This window comes from Nonomuraea thailandensis (genome assembly GCF_024172165.1).
In the GTDB taxonomy this organism is placed as follows: domain Bacteria; phylum Actinomycetota; class Actinomycetes; order Streptosporangiales; family Streptosporangiaceae; genus Nonomuraea; species Nonomuraea thailandensis.
Map to the genome: position 1 here is coordinate 3,602,268 of NZ_JAMZEB010000002.1, position 22,101 is coordinate 3,624,368.

Here is a 22,101-nt window from a genome sequence, read left to right on the forward strand (position 1 = left end):
CCTCACCCTCCGGAGGCACCGGCGCGAGGGCGCGGCACCGATGGCGGCGAACGGGTGCCCGGCCTTCCTCAGATGCCGCTGCGCCTGCGGCCCTCGCAGAGCGCGGCCGAGGGGTCAAGGGCGAGCCCCAGCGACCGGTGCGCCTCGGACAGCGCCTCGGCGTGCCGTCCCAGGCGGTGGTGCGCCTCGGCGCGGCCCGGCAGCACGTCGTCCAGCGGGTGCCGGGGTACTGGGCGATCTCCAGGCTCCGGGCGGAAGGCGCCGCTCGGCCTGCCGGAGCCGGGCGAGCAGGATGTGCGCCGAGGCCGTCCTGCACGCTCAGTCCGGCTGGTAGCCGCCCTCCGGCTCGGCGCCGCCGGCGGGCCTGACCGGTAGGCCGGAGGCCTCCCAGGGCATCTGCCGCGACACGGCGCCGGCCCCCGTCTTCTCGATGCAACTCCCCGTGCACGGGGTCGCCCACGCGGCCGTTCCGCCGAACGTCACGACGGTCGTGGCCAGCAGACTCACCGCAGTCCCTGCGAGTTTCCGCATGATCGTCCATCCTTCGGTAGTTGTTGTCTGGCTTGTTCCGTACGGGGTGGATGCCGGGGCATGGAAGCACGAAGCCGGTTCCGTCCTGCCCGCAGCCGGGGCGAGAGCGCGGCGGCGAGCGGGCTGGCCACGAGCACGTCCAGTAGCGGCCCTCGACGAAGGCGGGGAACGGAAGCTCCGCGACCAGGCGGGCGGTGCTCGCCGGTACGGTCTCGCGCCGGGTCCTGCCCCGATTCCGGCGCGGTCGCTCCACCGCGAGGCTGATCAGGTACGCGTCGTCCTCGAGCTGCAGGACACGTCCGATCGACTCGAGCACGTGGACCGAAGGGTTGCGGTCACGGCCCTGCTCCAGGCGCAGGTAGTACTCGGCGCTGGTCCCGGAGAGCATCGCGACCTCTTCGCGGCGCAGCCCGGGGACCCGGCGGGTGCCGATGACCGGAATTCCGGCCTGCTCGGGAGTGACGAGCTCGCGGCGGGCCCGGAGGTAGTCGCCGAGGACGTTCGGCTCATGCGGCATGTCTGCCACGGTAACCCCGCGGCGGCCCGGCCTGGCTCCTCCCTGCCACTACCAGTGTCACGGGGAGCCTGGTCCGCCGGCGCCGGTCCGCGCGACGCTGACCCGGGCCGGGAGACGCGGCCGTTCGCCGAGGACGACTGGTCGCCTCTCGACGGCCCGGGCGTCGACGCGTACGGCAGGAGCAAGATCCTCGCCGAACGCGCGGCCCGGGACTTCGTCCGGACCGGGGGAGGCCGCATGGAGCTGGCCACGATCTGCCCGGTGGCCACCATGGGACCGGTCCTGGGCAGGGCCGTCTCCGGCGCGAACCACATCGTCCGGCGCAGCCTGAACGGTGACCTGCCGGGATACCCGGACCTGTACGTCCGGGTGGTCGACGTCCGCGACGTGGCGGCCGCGCGGGTCGTGGCGATGACCGCGCCAGGCGCCGCCGGCCGGCGGTTCCTCGTGGCGAGCGGTGAGGCCGCCATCGCGATGAAGGAGATCGGCGTCATCCTCCGCGAACGGTCGGCGACGCGGCCAGGCGGGTCCCGACGCGCTCCATCCCCGACGTGGCCGTCCGTCTCACCGCGCCCTTCAGGGCGGGGTTCAGGCCCGTCGCCGCGGATCTCGGCCACGTCAGGCGCGTGTCGAACGAGAAGGCGCGCAGGCTGCTCGACCTGCGGCCACGATCGTCTTCTGAGGCGATCGTGGCGTCGGCCGAGAGCATGATCGCCCAGTCGCCCGTCAAGGCTTGACCGGACGACCTCCCCGACGGGCCGGCGAAGGTGCCGTACGTCATGCGCGCACGCGGCTCCGAGTCAGATGGCCGCGTCCAGGAGGCAGCGAGGGGTTCCGTGCAGGTCGTCCACGACCACTCGCCCGGCCACGCCGAACACGTCGGCCAGCAGGGCCGGTGTGATCACGTCCGCCGGCCTGCCGTCGGCCCAGATTCGCCCTTCGTGGAGTGCGACGATGCGCTCGGCGAAGCGGGCCGCGTGGTCAAGCTCGTGCAGGACGGTCACGACGGTGAGGCCGCGGGCCTCGCGCAGGGCGCGCACGAGGTCGAGGACCTCCAGCTGGTGGCGGATGTCCAGGTGGGCGGTCGGCTCGTCGAGGAGCAGGATGCCGGTGTTCTGGGCCACGGCGAGCGCGAGCCGGACGCGCTGGCGCTCGCCGCCCGACAGCGTGTCGAGGACGCGGTCGGCGAGGTGGGTGACTCCGGCCAGCTCCAGCGCCTCGTCCATGGAGTCCGACTCCCACAGCAGTCCCAGGGGTCCCCGGTGCGGGTAGCGGCCCTGCCTCACGAGCTCGCGGACGGTGAGCGCGGGGACGGGCGGCAGGGTCTGGTGCAGGACGGCCAGCCGCTGGGCCACCTGCCGGCGTGACAGGGCGGCCAGGTCCGTCCCGCCGAGCAGGATCCGGCCGGACGACGGCTTGAGCAGGCCCGCGACGAGGCGCAGCAGCGTGCTCTTGCCGCACCCGTTCACGCCGACGAGGGCGACGAACTCGCCGGCTTCGACGGCCAGGTCGATCCCGGCCAGCACGGGGCGGGTGGCGTACGAGAAGTGCAGGTCCTGGACCATGACGCTCATTGCGATCTTCCCAGTCTGATCAGGACGGCGGAGCCGGCCAGTGCGGTGATCACGCCGGTCGGGACGCCGAGCCGGTGCGTGCCGTTGAGGAGGTGCCCGGCGAGCTGGGCGAGGCTGTCCGCGCCGGCCAGCGCGACGGCCCCGATGACGGCGGCGGCCAGGACCCGGCCGCCGAGCCTGCGCGCGACGTGCGGGGCGACCAGGCCGACGAAGGCGATCGCCCCCGCCAGGCTGGCAGCGCCGGCGGTCAGCGCGATGGCCACGGCCAGCGCGATGGCCCGGCCGAGGGCGGGGTGCAGGCCGAGCGAGGCGGCGTGGTCGTCGCTGGGCGCGAGCACGGCCAGCAGGCCCGAGCAGGCCCACGCCAGGGCGATGCCGCCGGCGATCCACCAGGAGGCGAAGGCCAGGTGCTCCCAGACCCGTCCTTCCACCGAGCCGATCAGCCAGCGCAGCGCGTTGCCGAACCTGCTGGGCTGGTAGGCGAGCAGCATCGTGGTCAGCCCGGCCAGCAGCGCGCTGCCGAGCAGGCCGTGGACCACCAGGTTGGCCGGGTCGCGGCCCGCCGACAGCAGCCAGGTGACCCCGCCGCCCAGCGCGCCCCCGGCGAGCGCGGCGAGCAGCGCTCCGGCGGCGGAGTCGGCGGGGAACAGGCCGAGGGTGAGCCCGCCGAGGATGCCGAGCACCGCGCCGGGGTTCACGCCGGAGAACTCGGGCGCGGCCAGCGAGTTGCGCAGCGTCGCCTGGAGCACGTACCCGGAGACGCCCAGGGCCGCGCCGGTGAGCAGGGCGGTGAGCAGCCTGGGCACGCCGAGCTCCCACACGATCTTCTCGGCCTGGCCGTCGGCGGCGCCGTCGAGCAGGCCCGTGATGGCGCCCAGCGGCTGTCCGGAGACGAGCAGGTGCAGGGCCGCGACCGCCGCGAGCAGCGCCGCCGCCATGGCCGCCCGGCTGGACCCGGCGCTGCGCGCGCCGGGCGCCGTCCTTGTCGTGAGCGTCATGCGGCGGCCCGCTTCCGCAGCAGGACGGCCCCCGTCAGGACGCCGGCCAGTGCCGTCCACGCGCCCAGCGGGGTCTCGACCGGGGCGAACGCCAGGCGCGCCGCCACGTCGGCCGTCAGGGTGACCAGCGCGCCCAGCGCGGCCGACCACGGCAGCCAGCTCCGGACCCCCGCCTGCGGGCGCAGCCTTCTGGCCACCACCGGCGCCAGGAACCCCACCCACGCGATCGGGCCGCACGGCCCGGTGACGGCGCCGATCAGCAAGGTCGCCACAGCCAGCACCCCCAGCCGGGCCCGGTTCACGCGGCTGCCGAGGGAGGCCGCCGCGTCGTCGCCGAGCCGCAGCAGGCCGAGCGCGGGCACGCAGAGCACCACGAGCGGGAGCGCGACGGCGAACCACGGCAGCGTCCTGGCGGTCTGCTCCCACATCAGGCCGGACAGGCTGCCGACCAGGTAGCGGAAGAGCATGTCGTACTGGAGCCGGTCGGCGGTGGCCATCACGGCCAGCAGGAGCGCCTGGATCCCGGTCGAGACGGCGGCGCCGATCAGCAGGACGCCGCCGGCGCTGCGCCCGGACCGGGCCGCGGCCAGCGTGGCGAGCCCGCCGAGCGCGGCGCCGAGCAGGCCGGCCAGCGGGTACAGCGAGGGGGAGATGGGCAGCGTCCACACCACGCACACGCTCACGGCCAGCGCGGCGCCGGTCGAGACGCCGAGCATCTCCGGGACGGCGAGCGGGTTGCGCAGCGACTCCTGCAGGAGGAGCCCCGCCGTGCCGATGGCCGCGCCGCCGAGCAGGCCGATCAGCACGCGCGGGACGCGCAGCTCCCAGACCACGACGTGCGCGATCGAGTCCGGTGCGAGCGACAGGAGGTCATGAGGGGACACGAAGGGCGTGCCCAGGCACAGTCCGGCCAGCGCCACGGCGGCCAGGCCGAGCCCGGCCGCCCACGGCGCGAGCGTGAAGGGGCGCCCGGCGGTGTCCGCCGGGCGCCCGTCGAGCGCCGTGCTCATCCGGTGGCCTTGGCGAGCGCCTCGTCCAGGATGATGCCGAACGCCCTGGTGCCGCGGCCCGACGACCACAGCTCGGTCGGGACCTCGTGCACCTTGCCCGCGGCCACGGCGGGCACGCGCTTCCACACCGGGTTGTCCTTGTAGTGCTCGCTGACGGAGGTGCCGAAGGACTGGATGAAGATGACCTGGGGCGCCTTGGCCAGGATCTCCTCCACGCTGTAGGCCTGCGCGGTCTCGAAGCCGCCGCCCTTGCTGGGCCAGGGGTAGGCGAAGAACTGCGACATGAAGTGGCCCAGCACGTCCTCGGTGGTGTTCACCCCGACCGAGGTGCCGCCGTACATCGCCAGGACCGGCTTCTTGTCCAGCCCCGCGGCCCTGGCCTTGGCGAGCCCGTCGGCGAGCTTGGCGCGGAAGCGTGTCTCGGCCGCCGCCTGCTGCTGCCCGCGGTCGGTGAGCTGGGCGAGCGCGCGCAGGTAGCCGATCGAGTCGTCGTAGGACTTCACCTGCACCACCCACAGCGGCGCGAACTTCTCCACGGCGGTCCTGAGCTGGTCGTGCACCCCGGCCAGGCCGATCACCAGGTCCGGCTTCGCCTCGGCGATCCTGGCGACGTCCTCGCCGCCGAAGCTGCCGGGGATGACGGGGATGTCGGCGCCCTTCGCGCCGAGGTAGTCAGGGCGGGACAGGAGCTTGGGGGTCGTGGTGGCCACCGGTGCCAGGCCCAGCTCGACGAGGGCGTCGTCGCACAGGCCGGTCAGGCACACCACGCGTTCGGGCTTCTTCTTCAGCGTGAACGTCTTGCCATGCGGATCGGAGACGGTCAGGGCCGCGGAGACGGGGGCGGGGGTCACCTCGGCGGCCTGCCGGGTCGCAGGGGCGGCGGCGGCGCCGGTGCGGGGGTCGCTCTGGCCGCAGGACGTCACCAGGGCGAGCAGGACGACCGCGATCAGGGGCCGCCTCGTCGCCGGCCAGAAGCGCTGACCGGCGGGGGAGAGAGCGCCGCGGCGCATGGGACCTCCAGGTGTGAAAACCATTATCAACTCTAGACGGTGAAAATAGTTATCATTTACGCTCGCTTCGCATCAAGGGCATTCCATGCCTCGAACGGATCGGAAGGACAGCGAGTGATCGTCCATCGCCGGTTGCTGCAACTGGCCGGCAGCGTGAGCGGGCCCATCGTGGCCTGCGTGGGGCTGGGCCTGGCCGTCAGCGCCGCGTACGTCGCCCAGGCCGTCCTGCTCGCCGCGGCCCTGGCCGCCCTGGTGCGCGAGGACGCCATGACCGCGGTCCGCCTGCTGGCCTGGGCCCTGGCCGTGATCGCGCTACGCGCTGTGCTCCTGTGGGCCAGGCAGGCCGTGACCGTGTGGGCGGGCGGGCTGGTCAAGGCCAGGCTGCGCGACCGGCTGATCGTCCACCTGAGCCGGCTCGGGCCCGCTCACCTGACCGGCACGCGCACCGGGAACCTGCAGACCACCGTGGTCGAGGGCGTGGAAGGGCTCGACCCGTACTTCAGCCGCTACCTGCCGCAGGTCGTCGTCACCTTCTGGGTGCCGGTGGCGCTGGTCGGCTGGCTGTTCACGGTCAACGCGCCGGCGGCGGCGGTCCTGGCCGCCGCCGTGGCCGGGGTCCTGATCATTCCGCGGTTCTGGGACGCGACCCTGCTGCGGCGGGGGCGCGGGCGCTGGGCCGCGTTCGCCGCGCTCGCCTCCGACTACCTGGAGGCGACGCAGGGCATGGCGACGCTGCGCGCGTTCGGCGCCGCCGGCACGCTGGGCTCGCGGCTGGCCGGGCGAGCTCACGACCTCTACCTGACGACCATGCGCCAGCTCAGGATCTCGCTGGTGGAGACCGGGATCAGCACGTTCTTCGTCCAGGCGGGCAGCGCCGCGGCCGTCCTCGCCGCCACGACCGCGGGCAGCGCATGGGAGGTCTTCGCGGTCCTGCTGATCGCCGTGGAGTGCTTCCGCCCGGTGAAGGGCCTCTCCGACGCCTGGCACGCCGGATATCTCGGGATCACGGCGGTCGACGGCATCGAGGCCCTGCTGGCGGCGTCCCCGGCCGTCGAGGACCGGGGGACGCGAAGCGACTTCCCTGACGCGCCTGCCATCACGTTCGAGCACGTCACCTTCGCCTACCCGGGCTCCCGGCGGCCCGCCGTCCGCGACGTCTCCTTCACCGTCGAGCCGGGCCGCACCGTCGCCCTGACCGGCCCGTCCGGTGCGGGCAAGAGCACACTCGCCGCCCTGCTGCAGCGTCACCACGACCCCGGCCAAGGGAGGATCACCATCGGCGGGATCGACGTGCGCGACCTCACGCTCGACGCCCTGCGCGGCGGCGTCGCCGTCGTGGCGCAGGACACCTACCTCTTCCACGGCACCGTCGCCGAGAACCTGCGCCTGGCCAGACCGGACGCTCCGGACGAGGACCTGGTCGCCGCCGCCCGGCTGGCCGCCGCCCACGACTTCATCACCGCGTTGCCCGGCGGCTACGACACGCCGCTGGGGGAGCGCGGGGCGACACTGTCGGGCGGGCAGCGCCAGCGCCTGGCCATCGCGCGGGCGCTGCTGGCCGACGCCCCCGTCCTGGTGCTGGACGAGGCCACCTCGCACGTGGACGCCCGCACCGAGCAGGCCCTGTCCGAGGCGCGGCGTGGCCGAACCTGCTTGATGATCGCCCACCGGCCCGGCACCATCAGCCAGGCCGACCACGTGGTGACCCTGGAGAACGGCACCCTTCTGGAGACCGTGGCATGAACCCGTCCATCCGCTGGCTCGCGGGCGCCGTCGGCGCGCACCGCCGCGCCTTCGTCTCCACCCTTGTCTCCAACCTGCTCGGGCAACTGGCGGTACTCGGCGCGAGCGTGACCGGCGCCTGGCTCGTCGGCCGCGCGATCAGCAGGCAGAGCGCGCCACTCGACCTGGCCGGCGCCGTGCTCGGCGGGCTGGTCGCCGTCGCCACACTGGCAGCCTGGTGGGAGACCTACGTCGCGCACGACCTGGCGTACCTGGTGCTGGCCAGGCTCAGAGGCCAGGTGTACGACGCGATCGCCAGGATCGCCCCGGCCCGCCTGCTCGGCCGCCGCAGCGGCGACCTGTCGGCGGCCGTGCTGTCGGACATCGAGACCCTGGAATGGCTGTTCGCGCACACCCTGGCGCAGCTCATCACGGCCGGCACGGTGCTGGTGGCCGGCAGCGTCGCCGCGGCGACGATCGATCCGCTGCTGCTGACGGTGTCGCTGCCGCTGGCCGCGTTCGTGGTGGCCGTGCCGCTGTGGTTCCGCAAGGCCTCGCGCAGGCAGGGCGACGAGCTGAGGGCCGCCACCGCCGAGCTGACCTCCGACGTCATCGACACCGTCCAGGGCATGCCCGAGCTCACCGCCTTCCGCGCGCTGGAACGCCGCAGGGAACTGCTGGCCCGCAGGACCCGCCGGCTGGCCCGCGCCCAGGCGGCCGACGCGGCCCGCGGCGGCCTGGAGGCGGCCCTGACCGACCTGCTCCTCGCCGTCGCCGCGGCCGGGACGCTGCTCCTGGTCGCCACGGCGATCCGGAGCCCGGCCGACGCGCCGGTGGCCATGGTGCTGGCCGCCGGCGCGCTCGGCCCGGCGGCGCAGGTGGCGCTGCTGCTCAAGGAGTACGGCACGCTGCGCGCCGCGGCCGACCGCGTGCACACGCTGGTCACCGCGCCCGCCAACGTGCCCCCGCCGCGCGACCCCCTCCAGGTGGCCGAACGGCCGGACGTGGTCTTCGAGGACGTACGCTTCCGGTACACGCCTGACGGGCCCGACGTGCTGCGCGGCGTGTCCTTCCGCATCCCGTACGGCACGACGGTCGCCCTGGTCGGAGCCTCGGGGGCGGGCAAGTCCACCTGCGTGTCGCTCCTGCTGCGCTACTGGGACCCGGACGGCGGCCGCATCCTGGTCGGCGGCGTGCCGCTGCCGCGGATCGCCGGGCTGCACCGGCACGTCACGGTGGTGCCGCAGGACGTGCGCCTGTTCGCCGGCACGATCGGGGACAACGTCCGGCTCGGCGCCCCCGGCGCCGACGCGGCGGCCGCCCTGCGCACCGCCCGCCTCACCGTCGATCCGGAGCTGCCGGTAGGCGAGCGAGGCGCCACCCTGTCCGGCGGCCAGCGCGCCAGGGTCGCCGTCGCCCGGGCGCTCGCCACGGGCGCACCCGTGCTCGTGCTGGACGAGGCGGTGGCCAGCCTCGACCCCGACAACGAGGCCCGCCTCACCGAGTCGCTCCGGCAAGCCGCAGCCGGACGGGCCACGCTCGTCATCGCCCACCGCCTGTCCACCATCCGCCAGGCGGACCACATCGTGCTGCTGGAAGAGGGACGCGTCGCCGCCGAGGGCTCCTACGACGAGCTCGGCGAGCGGTTGTCCCATCTGTTCACGCTGCACGCACCCGGTGTCGATGAGGGCATGGAGCCTCAGTAGTAGCGGGCCATGAGTTCGCTCGCCCAGGCCGGCTGGGTGACCGGTCGGCGGGGGGCGAACTCGATCAGGTACGGCTTGACGTCCAGGACCGGCGAGCCGGAAAGCGCGTCCAGGTCGGCGACATGCAGGTCCAGGCCGTCCACCGTGAGGAGCCGGCAGCGGGAGACACCCAGGCGGTTGGGGCGGTACGGCCCGCGGTGGGCGAAGACCCCGACGGGTGCCGCGGCCGGGTTTCCCCGTGGCGGGCGAGGCCGGCTGTCCACCGTGGCCGGATCGACGCGGTCGAAGAGGAAGACGATCTCCAGGTGGGAGAAGTCCTCAAGGCCGAGCACCGCCGAGGTGGTGAAGGATTCGCCGTCAAGCCGGATCACGGCTCGCACGTCGTGCCAGTTGTCCTCGTACATCTCGCTGCGACCGCCTACGACCTGGCCGACGGGGTGCAGGGTCACGGTCCGCGCTGTCATGGTGATCTCCGGCGATGTGTCCAGGTGGTCAGAGGGCGTGGGGGCCGAAGCGGCCCCAGGCGATGACCGCGGCCAGGGTGAGCAGCACCACGTTGACGGCGATGGCCGCAGGCTCCTTGCGGCGGGCGTGCGTGGCCACGGCGCCGAGCATGGTGATGGCCAGGCCGGTCGCGGCCAGCGGAGTGAGGATCGGGGCGATGCCGGTCACGGCGGGCAGGATCAGACCGAGGGCGCCGAGGAGCTCGGCCGCGCCGATCAGCCGGATCCGGGTGAGGGCGAAGTCCTCCACCCAGGGCGCCATGGGGCTCAGCTTCTCCTTGGGCCGGGTGGCGTGCATGATCCCGGTCAGGCCGAAGACGGCGGCCAGGACGGCCTGCAGTACCCACAGGGACACGTTCACGTCAGTTGCTCTCCTTCTTCATGTTCTCGGCCTAGTAGCGGCCGAGGGTGCCGCGGTGGCGGGCGAGGTGTTCGAGCCGGTTGAACAGGACCACTCCGACCGCCGTGATGAGCAGCGGCTGGGCCAGCAGCCAGCCGAGACCCCAGCCGGTCGGCAGGGCGGCCAGGGAGTGCCCGCCGAGCAGGATGTCGCGCATCGCCTCGATGCCGGGCGCGATGGGGACGGTCAGGCGGCTGAGGAAGGCGATCGGGCCGGGCATGGCGGTCAGGGGGACCAGGGTTCCGCCGGCGATGGCGTAGACGGCCACGGACAGCTGGGTGATGATCTCGATGCGTTTGAACACCAGGGTCAGGCCGCACAAGATGAGCGCGAGCCCGCAGGTGCCCAGGACGATGGAGGTCAGCGGCACGACGATCTGCGCGTCGACGGGCAGCGGCCCGCCCTGGAGGGCGATGGCGACGGCGCCGGTGACCAGGACGGCCAGAGCGGCGGGCAAGGCCGCGATCACGGCGGCGACCTGGCGGCCGAGGATGCTCGCGGCCGAGGGCAGCGGGGTCAGGCAGGTCTGCTCCAGCACGCCGGACTGGATGTCGCCCAGGTAGCTCCAGAACGCCCGGTTGACCTGCTCGTGGATGAAGGTCAGCGCCACCATGCCGAGCAGCACCGGCAGCAGCAGGTCCGCACGCAGCTGCCCGCGTCCCATGAACAGCACGATGAGCAGGTAGAACAGCGGGAACGTGATCATCTCCATCAGGACCTCGCGCCAGCCGGCGAGCAGGTTGAGCAGGCCCTTGCGGACTTCGGCGGCGAATCCGCGGATGAAGGTCATGACGCCTCCAGGGCTCGTCGATGGTTACGGGCGAACAGCAGGCCGGCGACGGCGGTGAGGAGGAGGGTGTGGATCAGCAGCCAGGGCAGCGCGCCGCCGGTCCAGACCTCGGCCAGGGTCCGGCCGCCGAACAGCGTCTGGTTCAGCGCCTCGATGCCCAGCGTCGTGGGCAGGAGTCTGGCCGCTGCGGCCAGCCAGTCCGGATACAGGTGCAGCGGCAGGAACGAGCCGTTGAGCAGCAGCACCAGCGAGGTGAACAGCGACTGCAAGGCGCCGATCATCGGCGAGACCAGGGCGAGGGCGGCCAGCAGGAAGGTGAAGGCCAGCGCGTTGACCGCCAGCAGCACGGCGGGCAGGAGCGCCGCCCAGCGCAGGGGGATGGCGATCTGGGCCACGACGATCGGGACGAGAGCGGCGACGGCGGTCACGGCCAGCCCGAACGCCGAGGCGGTGATCAGCCGGCCGAGCATCAGCAGCGACGGAGGCGCCGGGCTCATCTGGGCCTGGATGAAGGTGCCCGCGCGTTGCTCCTCGACGAGGTCGGCCACCATCACCAGGCCGGCGTACTGCAGGAACCAGTAACCGCCGATCGCGACCAGCGTGGGCGGCAGCAGGTCCTGGCGCAGCTCGCCCTGGCCCAGGACGAACTGCAGGCCGAGGTACATCATGGTGCTGATCAGCAGCGTGATCACGTGCCCGGCGGGATGGGCGAGCTGGACGCGCAGGCCCTTGCCGATCTCCGCGCGCAGGACCTCACGCATGGGACGGCTCGCTCACCAGGGCGAGGAACACGTCCTCCAGGTCGGGCTGGACCTGGGTCAGCGACTCCAGGACGGCTCCCTGCGCGCGCAGCCGCTCGACCACGTCGTACACCTCGCGTGGATCGCCGACCCGCGCGCTGATCGTGGTGACGCCGTCGCGGGTGACGGCGTCGAAGCCGGGCGGCGCCGCGCCCTCCACACGGATCTCGTACCGGTCGCGCTCGCGGAAACGGGCCAGCAGCTCACGCGTGGGCAGATCGGCCACGAGCCGCCCCTGCCGCATGACAGCCACGCGCCCGCACAGCTCCTGGGCCACGTCGAGCTGGTGGGTGGTGAGCAGGACGGTGGTGCCGAGCTCGCGGGCCTGCTCGGCGATCCAGCTCTTGACGGTACGGGTGGCCTCGACGTCCAGGCCGAGGGTCGGCTCGTCCAGCAGCACGATCGGCGGGTCGGCGATCAGGGCGACGGCGATCGCGACCTTCTGCTGCATGCCCCGGGAGAAGCCGCCGACCTTGTCGTGGCGCCGCTCCCACAGGCCCAGATCGGTCAGCAGGTCCTCGGCGCGCTCAGCGACCCGGGCCTTGCGCAGCCCTTTGAGCCGGCCGAAATACATCAGGTTCTGCCACGCCGACAGGCTCCAGTAGACGTTGCGTGAGCCTTCCAGCACGGCGCCGAACTGTGCCATCGCCGCCGGACGTTGCCGGGCCACGTCGAAGCCGCCCAGCCGGACCCGGCCGGAGGTGGGGGTCAGCAGCCCGGCCAGCATCTTGATCGTGGTGGTCTTGCCCGCGCCGTTGGGGCCCAGGAAGCCGAGGACCGATCCGGCCGGGATGCTCAGAGACACCTCGTCGACCGCCCGGACCTGCGCCGCGCCGTACACCTTGGTCAACGCGTCGATCTCGATCACGTCATCTCCTCGTGTGGGGGGGAAGCCCCGGCCCTCTCGCGGGGCCGGGGAGGTCGTCAGCGCTCATCAGTGCTCATCAGTGCTCATCAGTGCTCGTCCAGGACGTCGATGTCGTCGACGGTGGCCTCGCGCGTCAGCGCGAAGGCCGCGGCGGCCGCGGCGTCGCCGGGCACCGCCTCGCGGGCGGCTCGCAGGTCGGCGGCCGAGTCCCAGCGCCAGACGCCGACCCAGGTGGAGTCGTCGATCCGGCCCAGGCGCGCCTCGGTCAGCCCGGGGAAGGCCGCCCTGGTCGCCGACACCAGAGCGGCGTGTCTTGCGCGCAGCTCCTCGGCGTCGGAGGGATCGGACCGGAAACGGGTGACGGTGATGACCGGCATTACTAGCCCTCATATCTAGAGTTGGCTTCTAGTGAACGTATCTAGAGATAGACTCTAGCAATGAGCGGTGTCAAGCGGCCCGGCAAGCGGGCGCAGAAGGCGCATGAGACCCGCCGGCGCATCCTGTCGGCGGCACTGGAGCTGTTCGTGCGGGACGGGTACGGTGCGACGAACCTGCAGGACGTCGCCGGCAAGGCCGGGGTCGCGGTGCAGACGATCTACTTCGTCTTCGGCAGCAAGCGCGCCCTGCTGAAGGAACTGCTCGACGTGACGATCGCCGGCGATGACGAGCCGGTGGCCACCATGGACCGGCCCTGGTACGTCGACGCGCTGGCCGCCTGCACCGCCCAGGACATGCTGCGCGCCTACGTCGCGGGGGCGACCTCGGTCCTGGAGCGGGTCGCGCCCATCGGCAGGGTGCTGGAGGGGGCGTGCGCGAGCGATCCCGAGGTCGCGGCGCTGTGGCCCCACGACGTCGATCCGCGGTACGTCGTCCAGGAGAGGGCCGCCAAGGCGCTGGCCGGCAAGCCCGGCGCGCGGGTGGAGGTTTCCGTGCCGGAGGCCGCCGACCTGCTCTACGGCCTGCTCAGCCCCGAGCTGTACCTGCTGTTCGTGCATGCGCGCCGCTGGCCGCGCGAGCGCTGGGAGCGATGGGCCCGTCGGACCCTGCGAGCACAGCTCTGTTCCGATGAGGACTCTGGCGCCCTCGAAGCGGTCTACGACGCCGGCGAACCCGGCCGTTCCGCGAGCCGGGCGTCCAGCGTCCGCACACCGTGCTCGTGCGAGATCCTGCGGAACAGCTCACGCGCCTCTTCCCAGACGGCCGAGGCCGCGCGATGGTCGCCGGCGGCGCGGTGCACGTCGCCGAGCGCGAGCAGCGTCCGCGCCAGGTACGGGATCGAGCCGCGCGTGCGCCACGCCCGGACCGAGCGTTCGAGGGTGGCGACGGCGGCGGGCAGGTCTCCTTCGGCCAGGTCCAGCCGCCCGAGCACGCTGAGCGAGTCGGCGAGATAGTGGCCGAAGTTGCCGGCCTCGCTGTGGGCCAGCGTCAGCTCGGCGGTCACCCTCGCCCGCTCGTCCCCGACCGCGGCGAACAGCTTCGAGAGGTAGAGCAGCGAGAACGTCTCCAGATAGCGGTAGTTCAGCCGCCGCGCCATGGCCAGCGACCTCTCCAGCAGCTCCTGGCCGCCCGCGACGTCGCCGCAGAAGAACTTCGCCGCGCCGAGGAACTGGGTGATCGTCGTGGTGTAGTGCACGTTGCCGAGCGCCTCGGCGACCCTCGTCGCCTGCTCCAGGACCGTGTGCGCCGCGTGCGGGTCGTCCTCGCCATGGATGATCGCCAGCACGTGATAGGCCCGCGCCTGGCCGCCGAGGTAGCCCGCGTCGGCGGCCGTGCGCAGAGCGCGCTGCGCCAGGGCGAGCGCCTGGGCGCCGCCGTTCCCGTCGGCCGTCATGCTCCAGGCCAGGGTGGCCAGGGCGTCGGCCGTCCCGACCGGATCGTTCAGCATGGTGAACAGGTCGAGGAGCCGCGAGGCGCCGGCCCTCATCCGGATCATCGCCGGTCCTGGGCCCGCCGGTGAGCTCCAGGTCGTGACCTCCAGGAGGCCGCGCATCAGCACGGCCTCGCCGCGCCGGTCGCCGCTCTCACGGCAGAGCGCGAGCGCCTGTTCGTGCATGCGCTGCCAGCCGTCGTACAGGCCGCGCACGTTCAGGTAGGTCTCGGTGGATCCCGCCAGGTCCCACGCGAGCTCGGTCAGGCGTGCCTCGCACGCCTGGGCGACCCCCGCCATCAACGCGGCGTGCTCGGCGCCGAACCACGCCATCGGGTCGGCCAGCAGCGGGCCGGAGTCCGCCGCGGGCAGCCGCCAGCGCGGCGCGGAGCCGTGCATGGGCGCGTAACAGGGGCCGGGGACGCGCTCCGCCGCGACCTCCGCCAGCGCCAGCCACGCGCCCAGGGCCCGCCGGAGGGCGGCCTGGCGTCCGGGTTCCGGATCCTCGCGTTGTGCGCGCTCGCGCGCGTACAGCCGGATCAGGTCGTGGAACCGGTAGCGGTGCCTGCCCGTCTCGTCCGTCCCGGTGAGGTTCAGCAGGTGGGTGTCGAGCAGGGTCTCGATCTCGCGTTCCGCCTGCCGTACGGGGACGTCCAGGAGGGCCGCCACCGTCCAGGAGGCGAAGTCGGGTGCGTCCAGCAGCCCGGCGAGCCGGAAGGCCCGCCGGGCGCCCGCGGGCAGCAACCGGTAGCTCATCTCGAATCCCGCGCGGACGTCGAGGTCGCCCGCGACCAGTTCGTCCAGCCGGTGCCGTTCCTCCCCGAGGACGCCGGCGAGGTGGGCCAGGCTCCACTGCCTCCTGCCGAGGAGCCTGGCCGCCGAGATGCGGACCGCGAGCGGGACCCGGCCGCACAGCCGGGTGATCTCCAGCGCCGCGTCCGGGTCGTCCCGGACACGGTCGTCGCCCACGATCCTGCTCAGCAGGTCCAGGGCCTGGCCCGACGGCAGGACGTCGAGCTCCAGGAGGCTGGCCCCCTCCAGGCCGACCAGCCGGACCCGTCCGGTGAGGAGCACGGCCGTGCCCGGGGCCCCGGGCAGGAGCGGCCGCACCTGCTTCTCCCCGGCGACGTTGTCGAGCAGGATGAGGATCCTGCGTCCGGCCAGGCAGCTCCGGTAGAGAGCCACGCGTTCTTCCAGGGATTCGGGGATGCCGGTGGGGCTGACGCCCAGGGCGAACAGGAAGCGGCTGAGCACGTCCTCCGGGCGGGCCGGGTCCGCGGAGGCGCCGCGCAGGTCCGCGTAGAGCTGGCCGTCGGGGAAACGATCCGCGATCCGGTGCGCGACGTGCACGGCGAGCGTGGTCTTGCCCAGCCCGCCCAGGCCCGCGATGCCGGCCATGGCGACGGTGCCCGGCCGCCCCCTGGTGAGGGCCTCGGTGAGGCTCGCCACCTCGTCGTCCCTGCCGGTGAAGTCCGCGATGTCCGGCGGCAGCTCGGCGGGCGCAGGAGCCGCCGGGGGTTCCGGCGCCGGGGCCGTGACCTGGGCGGGACCGTCGGCGGACGGGGCAGGCGCGTGCGCGTGCCGTACCTTCCCGCTCGGCTCGATGCCCACCTCGTCCGGCAGGCGCGCGGCGCGTTCACGACCGGCCTCCGCGGGGGCACCCGCGATCGTCGCGACCGCGCGGGGGACGAGGTCGAGCGAGGGGTCCTGCCCGAGGATGCGCTGGTGCAGGTCGTGCAGCTCTCCGGCCGGGTCCAGACCGGTCTCCTCGATCAGGGTCCTTCGGGCGCGCGCGTACTCGGCGAGCGCGTCCGCCCGCCGGCCGCAGCGGTACAGCGCCAGCATCAGCTGCGCGCGCAGCCGCTCCCGCAGGGGGTGCTCGCCGGTGAGTGCGGTCAGCTCGCCCAGCAGCCTGGCGTGGCGCCCCAGCCGGAGGTCCACGGCGATCCGCGACTGCAGGGCCGACAGGCGCACCTCGTCCAGCCGTAACGCCTCCGCGGCCAGCATCGGGACGTCGGTCATGCCGGCGAACGCGGGCCCGCGCCAGAGGCTGAGCGCCTCGTGCAGGCGGCGGGTGGCCTCCTCCGGCTCACCGGCGGCCGCCACCGCCTGCCCTGAGCCGGCCAGGGCCTCGAACCTCGCCGCATCCAGCTCGTCGCCGGCCACCGGCAGCAGATAGCCGGAGCCCTGCCGCATCACGAGGGCGGGATCGCCCAGGCGCCGACGGAGCCGGTGCACGTAGGTCTGCACGTTCTTGGTGGCGCTCTTCGGAGGGGAGTCCCCCCAGAGCGCCACGACGAGCTGATCTTCCGAAACAGGGTAACCCGCCTGGCACAGCAGAACCGCCAGCAGCACCCGGGCCTTCGGCGTGCCCAGATCGAGCTGCTCACCTTCGCACCACACCGTCAGCGGACCAAGTATCCCGAACTCCATCGCGCCCCCTTGGCTGGAGGCACTGTAGACCGGGACGGCCGGTTCCGCCGGTGCACCGGGTGACGAAACGATTGCGAATCTTGCTCGCCCGGCCGCGCGCGACCCGGCGACGGGCGTATTCCCGTCGTATTCCGTGGTGCTGCCGGCCCGTGCGACGATCACGCCGGTGAACCCCGGTCAGGGGATCGCCCGCCGCCCGGAGACGCATCCCGTCAGCGGCCACCTGCCATCTCACCCCCGGAGAGCCGATCTCCGTCCGAGACAAGGAGGAACGTTTGCGCCCGCTCAGAATGATCATCACTGGGGTCGCCGCCGCGACGGCGAGCGTCGTTCTCGCCCAGCCTGCCCTGGCCGCCGGCTTCCAACGGGATGTCGGGGACGGGATCGTCCGGTACGCCGACCCCACCGACGAGCTGTGCGTCCGGGCGGACGACACCACCGGGACGGCCTGGGTCGAGGTGACCCTGACCCGGCCGGGCGTGGTCGGAAAGCCCGTCGTCATCAGGGACGACAACGTCCGGCACCCGGGCGCCACCTGTGCGGTGCTCACCGCCTTCGAGGACACCACCTTCCGGGCCGCGTACGAGAGCTACTGGAGCGGGCGCGGCACCGTCCTGCGCGGGGCGTTCCAGTTCGGTTCCTGACGCTCGCCCTGCTCCACCGGCAAGCGATGTCCCGCCCGCACCCCCACCGCCAAGGATTGTCATGCGCACATTCACGAGGACCGCCCTGGTGGCCGCGGTCGCCGCAGGGTCCATGTTCGTCGGAGCGTCTCCGGCGCAGGCCGCCAACCGCGACGACTGCCGTGGAAGCGTGACCGGCATCCGCACGAGCGGCTCCGCCGTCGTCATCTCGTACGCCGTGGTGTGCGACCGGGTCCAGAGCCGCATCGTCGTCTCGGCGGAGGCCACCCGCCACTCCACCCCCATGCGCGCCGCGCGCCGGACGAAGACCTGTAACAACGCCATCAGGTGCAGCGTCCACCCGCGGATCTCCAATCCGCGTGGCAGGCAGTTGTTCTCCGGATCGGCCTTCGCCGCGATCGCCAGGCGAGGCAACTACCTGGCGGGTTGCGGGCTGGTGGAGAACCTGCTGCGCGGAGGCCTGACCCTGGACGCGATGATGACCTGCAGGGCCTCCGACGAGTTCCACTGACCGGCTCGCTGACGTCGCGCCCGTGATCGGCCGGGGCGCCCGGCCGATCACGGCGGATCACGTCAGGTGCGGTACTTGCACGTCATGAACGCGCTTCCTCTGAGGCCGGACCACTTACAGGTGCTGTACGCCGGAGTGAGCCGTGGATGCGTCATCGTGGTGTGCCCGGCGGAACCCCTCGAACTGTACGAAGCGCTGGTGACGTTCGAGTCGGAATAGAGATGCACGGTCGTCCAGGTCCCTGACTCGACGGTGCCTTGCCTCTTCCTGCGGATGGGCATGGCCTGATCCCTGGTCCCGGAGGCCGTCATCGCACCGGGGTGGGGGCCAGGTCGGAAAGGGTGAAGGTGCCGTTCGTGCCGGCGACGCCGCGCGGCGCGGCCGGCTCCGCCGCGGGATCGGACAGCACCAGGTTGGGCGACACCACGGTGTACCCGTCGCCCAGCCGGGAGGCGGGCACGCCGTCCGGCAGGAGATAGGCCTCACTCGCGCCGGGCGGGCCGGCCACCTGCAGGCCCACCCCCTTGCCGGTGAACTCGGACGGCGGCGCGCACGAGGCGCCGGCGACGAAGTCGGCCGCCGTGTCACCGATGACCGTGATCAGGCAGAGCCTGCCGCCGGCGTCGATCCCCGACCAGTACGTGCCGCCGCTGGCGGAGCCGAGCAGCCGGGTCGTGGCCGGGGCGACCAGGTCGCCGACCTCGGTCCCGGCGGAGACGAACGCGGGCAGCTGATCCGCCGCGGCCTGCCCCTGCGACATCAGCGACAGGTGCCCGGCCACGTCCTCGGGGACCGCGGTGCCGGCCTGCGCCGTGGCGACGAGGGAAAGGCCGATGGCCGTGGTCGCAGCCGCCAGGATCAACGCTTTTCTCATGACGAAATCCTCTTTTCCGCTGCCATCGTGGTCATCCGGCGATGCGTGATTCGCAGGTGAGGGTTTTACCGGCGGTCGAGCCCCCGAGCACCCATTTGCAGCCGCTGCGGCCGGAGTTGTAGCGCGGGTGACTCAGGACGACGACTCCGCTGACGCTGTTGGCGGTGGCGTGCAAGCCGCCGTCCGCGCCGTTGTAGGTGTTCGCGTACAGCCGGAAGAGACTGCCGCCGATGGTGGTCCGGCCGCCGCTCCTGGCACCCATCGCCGCCTGGAGGTAGAGGGTGCCGCCCCGGGCCGAGCTGTTCTTGTACGTCGTGTAGTGATCGGCGTGCGCCGCACTCGGAGTCACGGCCACCGTCGCACCGACGGCCACGATGACCATGAGACAGGAGGTGAGTTTCATCAGTTCCCTTCGCGCAGAGAAATGAAATGAGCTCCGCCGCGTCCTGATGATGAAACCGGCCGGCACACCGGCGGCACATTCTCGGAACATGACCCGGATATCCCGGCCGTGTACCGCCGGATGATTGGCTCTCCGCGAAAACCTCGACCCAATGGAGTCACATGATGATGGTCATCCGTCGGCCTGGTCTGCGCCGGGCCGGAGTGGTCGGCCTCGCGGTCGCGACGGCGGCGATCGGTGCGGTCACTCTGGCCGGACCGGCGCACGCGGACTACTTCGTCGGGATGTTCCCGACGAAGGCCGCCTGCGAGCGGGAGCGGCCCAAGTACAAGTCGTCCTGGACCACGCCGAGGCCGTGCTACTTCTACACGGCCAACCCTCCGGCTCGCGGTTCCTGGGGATTCTCCGTGGACGAGCGGTACTGAGCCACGCTCCCGGCGAGTGCCCCTTCGCGGTCGCGAAGGGGCACTCGCCCGCGGGGGAGCCGTCCGGTTCCCCGGGCCTTGACGATTCTCAGGCCGAGTACGGGCTGGTCACGGCCTCCCGCTCCCGATCTGGGCCCGCCCTTCTGCCAGCACCACCGCGCGAGCGTCAGTCCTGAGGTCAGGCGGCGATGCTGCCGACGGTCAGGTCCGTCAGCGCCTCGACGGCCGCGGCGACGGTGGCACGCCCCCGGTTCAGCTCCGCGGCGATCGCCTCGGCCGCGCCCAGCACGCCGGCGCAGCGGAGCCGGAGGGCTTCCTGCGTGAGCCCGGAATACGGCCGCAGGGCGGTGGACATCAGGTCCGTGTAGCCGTCGAGCAGCTCACGCTCGATCGCCTCCATCTCCTGGCTGCCCTTGAGCGCGGCCGAGATGGCGGTCCACTCCGGCATGTCGGTGGCGCAGGCGAAGTAGGCGGCGCTCAGGACGCGGGCGATCTCGCGGGGGACGGCCGGAGCGCCACGCAGAGCCTCCTCCGAGGCGGCCCGGTGCCGCTCTTCGAGCCGCCGGTAGAGCGCGATCAGCAGGCCGGGGCGGGTGCCGAAGTGGTCGTAGACGACCGGCCTGCTCACCCCGGCGGCCTCCGCCAGGCTGAGCAGCGTGAGGCTGTCGGTGCCGTGGGCGCGCACGATCGCCATGGCGGTGTCGAGCAGTTGCTCCCGCCTGGCCGGCTTGGACAGGCGAGTCGATCCCGGAGCCATCGTCCTCCCTTGCGTTGCCTCCCAGCTTAAGCTACAAAATGTAAGTTACAGAATGTAGGTTAGTGGGAGGACATCACCGTGGAGCACTCCGTACTGATCATGGGCGGATCCGGCCAGGCGGGCGCGGGGACCGCGGCCCTCCTGCGCCGGTGGTACCCGGAGCTGCCGCTGACGATCGCGGGCCGCGATCTCGGCCGCGCGAGGAGAGTCGCCGACGAACTCGGCGGCGCGAGCGCCGCGACCATCGATCTGCGGCGAGGCGACCTCGGCCTCCAGGGGACCGGCGGCTACTCGGCGGTCGTGGCGACGGTGTGGGACAGCCATCTGAACGGACTGCGCTACGCGCAGGACCGCGGCCTGCCGTACGTCAGCATCTCCAGCGGCCTGGTCGACATCGGACCCGAGGTGGTCGCCGCCGGCCTGCGAGCCGGCGCGGCGCCGGTCCTGCTGGCCAGCCACTGGTACGCGGGGCTCGTCGTCCTCGCGGTGCTCGGCCTCGCCGGGGAGTTCGACCGGCTCGACACCATCGAGGTCAGCGGCGTGCTGGACGAACAGGACAGCGGCGGGCCCGCGGCCGTGGCGGACCTGGAACGCCTGCTGGCCGCCACCTCGGCGGGGCACGTCCGCCGCGACGGCGTCTTCCACTGGGTCAGCGGCCCCGACGCGGAGGTGGAGGTCACCGGCGTCGACGGCGCCGTGTTGCCCGGCCGGATCGTCCCCATCCTCGACGTGCCGAGCCTGGCCCTCGCGACGGGCGCGCCCAACGTGCGCTTCGCGTTCGCGATCGGGGAATCGGCGGGCAGGCGGCGCGGCGGGCCCGCGTCGGCGGAGGTCGGGATCGACCTCGAAGGCGTGGACCGGGCGGGCGCGCCGCTCAGGATGATCCGCCACCTCCTCCACCCGGAGGGGCAGCGCCCTCTGACGGCGCTCGGCCTCGCCCTCGGCGTCGAGCGGCTGCTCGGCCTGCGCGGCGCCCCCGTGCCGCCCGGCCTCCACACCCCCGAGGCGTTGATCGACCCCGGCTACGCGGCCGAGCGGATGGCGGAGATCGGCGCCACCCTCACCGGCGCGCACGGCGATCGCTGACTCCGGGCGGCGCGTCCGCGCGTGTCAGTGGTCCGGGCGACTCGTACCGCTCAAGGTGATCGCGAAACCAGTCGAGCATGAAGCGAAGTGAGGCCATGCCGTAGTCAAGGGTCGCGCGCTGATGGGCGGCGATGTCGCGCTGCTCCCGCGGGACGTCCAGGGTGTCGAGGAGCTTGTCGAGGGCCGAGAACGCGGCGAGGTCGGTTTCTATGCGCGCCACGATGCGGTGGAGCACCGGTGCGCGTTCGCCGGGTTCCACCAGGCCGAGGAAGTAGAGCCTCGACAGCGCCGTCTTCTCCAGATCGGGCCCGGTCGGCTCTCCGGTCATCCAGGCGCGGAACTCCTCACGGCCGGCATCGGTCACGCGATACACCTTCCGCCCCCGGCCTCCCGTCTCGATGCTGGCGACCTCGATGAACCCTCGGGCGAGCAGGGTGTCCAGAGCGCGCTTGATGCTGCCGCTGCTGGCGCTGTAGAACAGCGCCACGCTGGCCTCGAAGCCTTTGATGAGGTCGTAGAAGGTCTGCGGGGCGATCATGAGCAGACCGAGGATCACATGGGCCACGTCGGCGAGTATAGACCGTTGACTCTCATAGACATGTCCAGTAGACATATACCCCTCATCGGGGGCCTCGGCGAAACGGGGCGACGGGCCTCTCGAGCGAACGCAGA

Annotated in this window: 24 protein-coding genes and 2 pseudogenes; 8 read left to right on the forward strand and 18 right to left on the reverse strand. The window is 72.8% G+C overall.

Annotated elements, in window-relative coordinates:
* Positions 1-68: 68 nt before the first annotated feature.
* From HD597_RS20005 to HD597_RS20015, 3 genes and pseudogenes are all read right to left on the reverse strand, one after another.
* Entirely contained in the window at positions 69-206 is a 138-nt protein-coding gene (locus tag HD597_RS20005) for a hypothetical protein (protein ID WP_253760001.1), read from the reverse strand.
* 112 nt (positions 207-318) lie between these two features.
* The gene (locus HD597_RS20010) at positions 319-531 is read right to left on the reverse strand and encodes a hypothetical protein (RefSeq protein WP_253760003.1); all 213 of its coding nucleotides are present in this window, start codon (positions 529-531) and stop codon (positions 319-321) included.
* 334 nt (positions 532-865) lie between these two features.
* Positions 866-1,048 (reverse strand): annotated as a pseudogene (locus HD597_RS20015) (helix-turn-helix domain-containing protein); the annotation flags it as partial.
* Between the two features lie 551 nt (positions 1,049-1,599).
* Between HD597_RS20015 and HD597_RS20020 the strand changes: the two are divergent.
* Complete coding sequence (locus tag HD597_RS20020; protein ID WP_253744184.1) at positions 1,600-1,785, forward strand: hypothetical protein; 186 nt, start codon at positions 1,600-1,602, stop codon at positions 1,783-1,785.
* Positions 1,786-1,848: 63 nt separating this feature from the next.
* Here the strand turns inward: HD597_RS20020 and HD597_RS20025 are convergent, their stop codons facing one another.
* From HD597_RS20025 to HD597_RS20040, 4 genes are read right to left on the reverse strand one after another with little or no spacing between them, the layout of a single operon-like run.
* Positions 1,849-2,622, reverse strand: coding sequence for an ABC transporter ATP-binding protein (locus HD597_RS20025; protein ID WP_253744185.1), 774 nt, complete (start codon positions 2,620-2,622; stop codon positions 1,849-1,851).
* On the reverse strand, positions 2,619-3,620 hold the full coding sequence (locus HD597_RS20030) for a FecCD family ABC transporter permease (protein ID WP_253744186.1): 1,002 nt from the start codon (positions 3,618-3,620) through the stop codon (positions 2,619-2,621). The genes HD597_RS20025 and HD597_RS20030 overlap by 4 nt, the downstream gene beginning before the upstream one ends.
* Positions 3,617-4,630, reverse strand: a complete 1,014-nt coding sequence (locus tag HD597_RS20035) for a FecCD family ABC transporter permease (RefSeq protein WP_253744187.1) — start codon at positions 4,628-4,630, stop codon at positions 3,617-3,619. The genes HD597_RS20030 and HD597_RS20035 overlap by 4 nt, the downstream gene beginning before the upstream one ends.
* Complete coding sequence (locus HD597_RS20040; RefSeq protein ID WP_253744188.1) at positions 4,627-5,640, reverse strand: ABC transporter substrate-binding protein; 1,014 nt, start codon at positions 5,638-5,640, stop codon at positions 4,627-4,629. The genes HD597_RS20035 and HD597_RS20040 overlap by 4 nt, the downstream gene beginning before the upstream one ends.
* Positions 5,641-5,754: 114 nt before the next feature.
* On the opposite strand from HD597_RS20040, the gene HD597_RS20045 reads away from it, so the two are divergent.
* Positions 5,755-7,383, forward strand: coding sequence for an ABC transporter ATP-binding protein/permease (locus tag HD597_RS20045; protein ID WP_253744189.1), 1,629 nt, complete (start codon positions 5,755-5,757; stop codon positions 7,381-7,383).
* Positions 7,380-9,068, forward strand: coding sequence for an ABC transporter ATP-binding protein (locus tag HD597_RS20050; protein ID WP_253744190.1), 1,689 nt, complete (start codon positions 7,380-7,382; stop codon positions 9,066-9,068). Before HD597_RS20045 ends, HD597_RS20050 begins: the two co-directional genes overlap by 4 nt.
* Here the strand turns inward: HD597_RS20050 and HD597_RS20055 are convergent.
* The 6 genes from HD597_RS20055 to HD597_RS20080 all read right to left on the reverse strand — a co-directional run bounded on the left by HD597_RS20055 (position 9,062) and on the right by HD597_RS20080 (position 12,806).
* Positions 9,062-9,532, reverse strand: a complete 471-nt coding sequence (locus HD597_RS20055) for an SAM-dependent methyltransferase (RefSeq protein ID WP_253744191.1) — start codon at positions 9,530-9,532, stop codon at positions 9,062-9,064. The two genes, HD597_RS20050 and HD597_RS20055, sit on opposite strands and share 7 nt — an antisense overlap.
* Positions 9,533-9,560: 28 nt before the next feature.
* Entirely contained in the window at positions 9,561-9,932 is a 372-nt protein-coding gene (locus HD597_RS20060; protein ID WP_253744192.1) for a DoxX family protein, read from the reverse strand.
* 31 nt (positions 9,933-9,963) lie between these two features.
* Positions 9,964-10,761 carry an ABC-2 family transporter protein gene (locus HD597_RS20065; protein ID WP_253744193.1) on the reverse strand — a complete coding sequence of 266 codons (798 nt, stop codon included), beginning with the start codon at positions 10,759-10,761 and terminating at the stop codon, positions 9,964-9,966.
* The gene (locus HD597_RS20070; RefSeq protein ID WP_253744194.1) at positions 10,758-11,522 is read right to left on the reverse strand and encodes an ABC transporter permease; all 765 of its coding nucleotides are present in this window, start codon (positions 11,520-11,522) and stop codon (positions 10,758-10,760) included. The genes HD597_RS20065 and HD597_RS20070 overlap by 4 nt, the downstream gene beginning before the upstream one ends.
* Positions 11,515-12,429 carry an ABC transporter ATP-binding protein gene (locus tag HD597_RS20075; RefSeq protein WP_253744195.1) on the reverse strand — a complete coding sequence of 305 codons (915 nt, stop codon included), beginning with the start codon at positions 12,427-12,429 and terminating at the stop codon, positions 11,515-11,517. Before HD597_RS20075 ends, HD597_RS20070 begins: the two co-directional genes overlap by 8 nt.
* Before the next feature lie 86 nt (positions 12,430-12,515).
* Positions 12,516-12,806 carry an antibiotic biosynthesis monooxygenase gene (locus tag HD597_RS20080; protein ID WP_253744196.1) on the reverse strand — a complete coding sequence of 97 codons (291 nt, stop codon included), beginning with the start codon at positions 12,804-12,806 and terminating at the stop codon, positions 12,516-12,518.
* A gap of 60 nt (positions 12,807-12,866) precedes the next feature.
* Here HD597_RS20080 and HD597_RS20085 point away from each other — a divergent pair.
* A pseudogene (locus HD597_RS20085) lies at positions 12,867-13,055 on the forward strand (TetR/AcrR family transcriptional regulator); the annotation flags it as partial.
* Between the two features lie 467 nt (positions 13,056-13,522).
* On the opposite strand, the gene HD597_RS20090 reads toward HD597_RS20085, so the two are convergent.
* Positions 13,523-16,729, reverse strand: coding sequence for an AfsR/SARP family transcriptional regulator (locus tag HD597_RS20090; RefSeq protein ID WP_253744197.1), 3,207 nt, complete (start codon positions 16,727-16,729; stop codon positions 13,523-13,525).
* 275 nt (positions 16,730-17,004) lie between these two features.
* Here HD597_RS20090 and HD597_RS20095 point away from each other — a divergent pair, with 275 nt between their 5' ends.
* Positions 17,005-17,373, forward strand: coding sequence for a hypothetical protein (locus HD597_RS20095; RefSeq protein ID WP_253744198.1), 369 nt, complete (start codon positions 17,005-17,007; stop codon positions 17,371-17,373).
* A gap of 61 nt (positions 17,374-17,434) precedes the next feature.
* Positions 17,435-17,884, forward strand: coding sequence for a hypothetical protein (locus HD597_RS20100; RefSeq protein ID WP_253744199.1), 450 nt, complete (start codon positions 17,435-17,437; stop codon positions 17,882-17,884).
* A 307-nt stretch (positions 17,885-18,191) separates the two neighbouring features.
* Here HD597_RS20100 and HD597_RS20105 read toward each other — a convergent pair whose 3' ends face one another.
* Positions 18,192-18,758 (reverse strand): hypothetical protein, encoded by a 567-nt coding sequence (locus HD597_RS20105; protein WP_253744200.1) that lies wholly within the window; start codon positions 18,756-18,758, stop codon positions 18,192-18,194.
* A 31-nt stretch (positions 18,759-18,789) separates the two neighbouring features.
* Entirely contained in the window at positions 18,790-19,161 is a 372-nt protein-coding gene (locus HD597_RS20110; RefSeq protein WP_253744201.1) for a hypothetical protein, read from the reverse strand.
* Between the two features lie 161 nt (positions 19,162-19,322).
* On the opposite strand from HD597_RS20110, the gene HD597_RS20115 reads away from it, so the two are divergent.
* Positions 19,323-19,586 carry a hypothetical protein gene (locus HD597_RS20115; protein WP_253744202.1) on the forward strand — a complete coding sequence of 88 codons (264 nt, stop codon included), beginning with the start codon at positions 19,323-19,325 and terminating at the stop codon, positions 19,584-19,586.
* 178 nt (positions 19,587-19,764) lie between these two features.
* On the opposite strand, the gene HD597_RS20120 is transcribed toward HD597_RS20115, so the two are convergent.
* Entirely contained in the window at positions 19,765-20,343 is a 579-nt protein-coding gene (locus HD597_RS20120) for a TetR/AcrR family transcriptional regulator (RefSeq protein WP_253744203.1), read from the reverse strand.
* A 78-nt stretch (positions 20,344-20,421) separates the two neighbouring features.
* Here HD597_RS20120 and HD597_RS20125 point away from each other — a divergent pair, with 78 nt between their 5' ends.
* The gene (locus HD597_RS20125; RefSeq protein WP_253744204.1) at positions 20,422-21,429 is read left to right on the forward strand and encodes a saccharopine dehydrogenase family protein; all 1,008 of its coding nucleotides are present in this window, start codon (positions 20,422-20,424) and stop codon (positions 21,427-21,429) included.
* Here HD597_RS20125 and HD597_RS20130 read toward each other — a convergent pair.
* A complete protein-coding gene (locus HD597_RS20130; protein WP_253744205.1) occupies positions 21,404-21,994 on the reverse strand; it encodes a PadR family transcriptional regulator in 591 nt (196 codons plus the stop codon). The two genes, HD597_RS20125 and HD597_RS20130, sit on opposite strands and share 26 nt — an antisense overlap.
* Positions 21,995-22,101: the final 107 nt, after the last annotated feature.

Coding starts and splice junctions, on each gene's coding strand:
- HD597_RS20040 (WP_253744188.1), bottom strand. CDS start 5,640: ATGCGCCGCGGCGCTCTCTCCCCCGCCGGTCAGCGCTTCTGGCCGGCG.
- HD597_RS20065 (WP_253744193.1), bottom strand. CDS start 10,761: ATGACCTTCATCCGCGGATTCGCCGCCGAAGTCCGCAAGGGCCTGCTC.
- HD597_RS20120 (WP_253744203.1), bottom strand. CDS start 20,343: ATGGCTCCGGGATCGACTCGCCTGTCCAAGCCGGCCAGGCGGGAGCAA.
- HD597_RS20115 (WP_253744202.1), top strand. CDS start 19,323: ATGATGATGGTCATCCGTCGGCCTGGTCTGCGCCGGGCCGGAGTGGTC.
- HD597_RS20050 (WP_253744190.1), top strand. CDS start 7,380: ATGAACCCGTCCATCCGCTGGCTCGCGGGCGCCGTCGGCGCGCACCGC.
- HD597_RS20030 (WP_253744186.1), bottom strand. CDS start 3,620: ATGACGCTCACGACAAGGACGGCGCCCGGCGCGCGCAGCGCCGGGTCC.
- HD597_RS20080 (WP_253744196.1), bottom strand. CDS start 12,806: ATGCCGGTCATCACCGTCACCCGTTTCCGGTCCGATCCCTCCGACGCC.
- HD597_RS20055 (WP_253744191.1), bottom strand. CDS start 9,532: ATGACAGCGCGGACCGTGACCCTGCACCCCGTCGGCCAGGTCGTAGGC.
- HD597_RS20035 (WP_253744187.1), bottom strand. CDS start 4,630: ATGAGCACGGCGCTCGACGGGCGCCCGGCGGACACCGCCGGGCGCCCC.
- HD597_RS20010 (WP_253760003.1), bottom strand. CDS start 531: ATGCGGAAACTCGCAGGGACTGCGGTGAGTCTGCTGGCCACGACCGTC.
- HD597_RS20025 (WP_253744185.1), bottom strand. CDS start 2,622: ATGAGCGTCATGGTCCAGGACCTGCACTTCTCGTACGCCACCCGCCCC.
- HD597_RS20090 (WP_253744197.1), bottom strand. CDS start 16,729: ATGGAGTTCGGGATACTTGGTCCGCTGACGGTGTGGTGCGAAGGTGAG.
- HD597_RS20070 (WP_253744194.1), bottom strand. CDS start 11,522: ATGCGTGAGGTCCTGCGCGCGGAGATCGGCAAGGGCCTGCGCGTCCAG.
- HD597_RS20105 (WP_253744200.1), bottom strand. CDS start 18,758: ATGAGAAAAGCGTTGATCCTGGCGGCTGCGACCACGGCCATCGGCCTT.
- HD597_RS20100 (WP_253744199.1), top strand. CDS start 17,435: ATGCGCACATTCACGAGGACCGCCCTGGTGGCCGCGGTCGCCGCAGGG.
- HD597_RS20110 (WP_253744201.1), bottom strand. CDS start 19,161: ATGAAACTCACCTCCTGTCTCATGGTCATCGTGGCCGTCGGTGCGACG.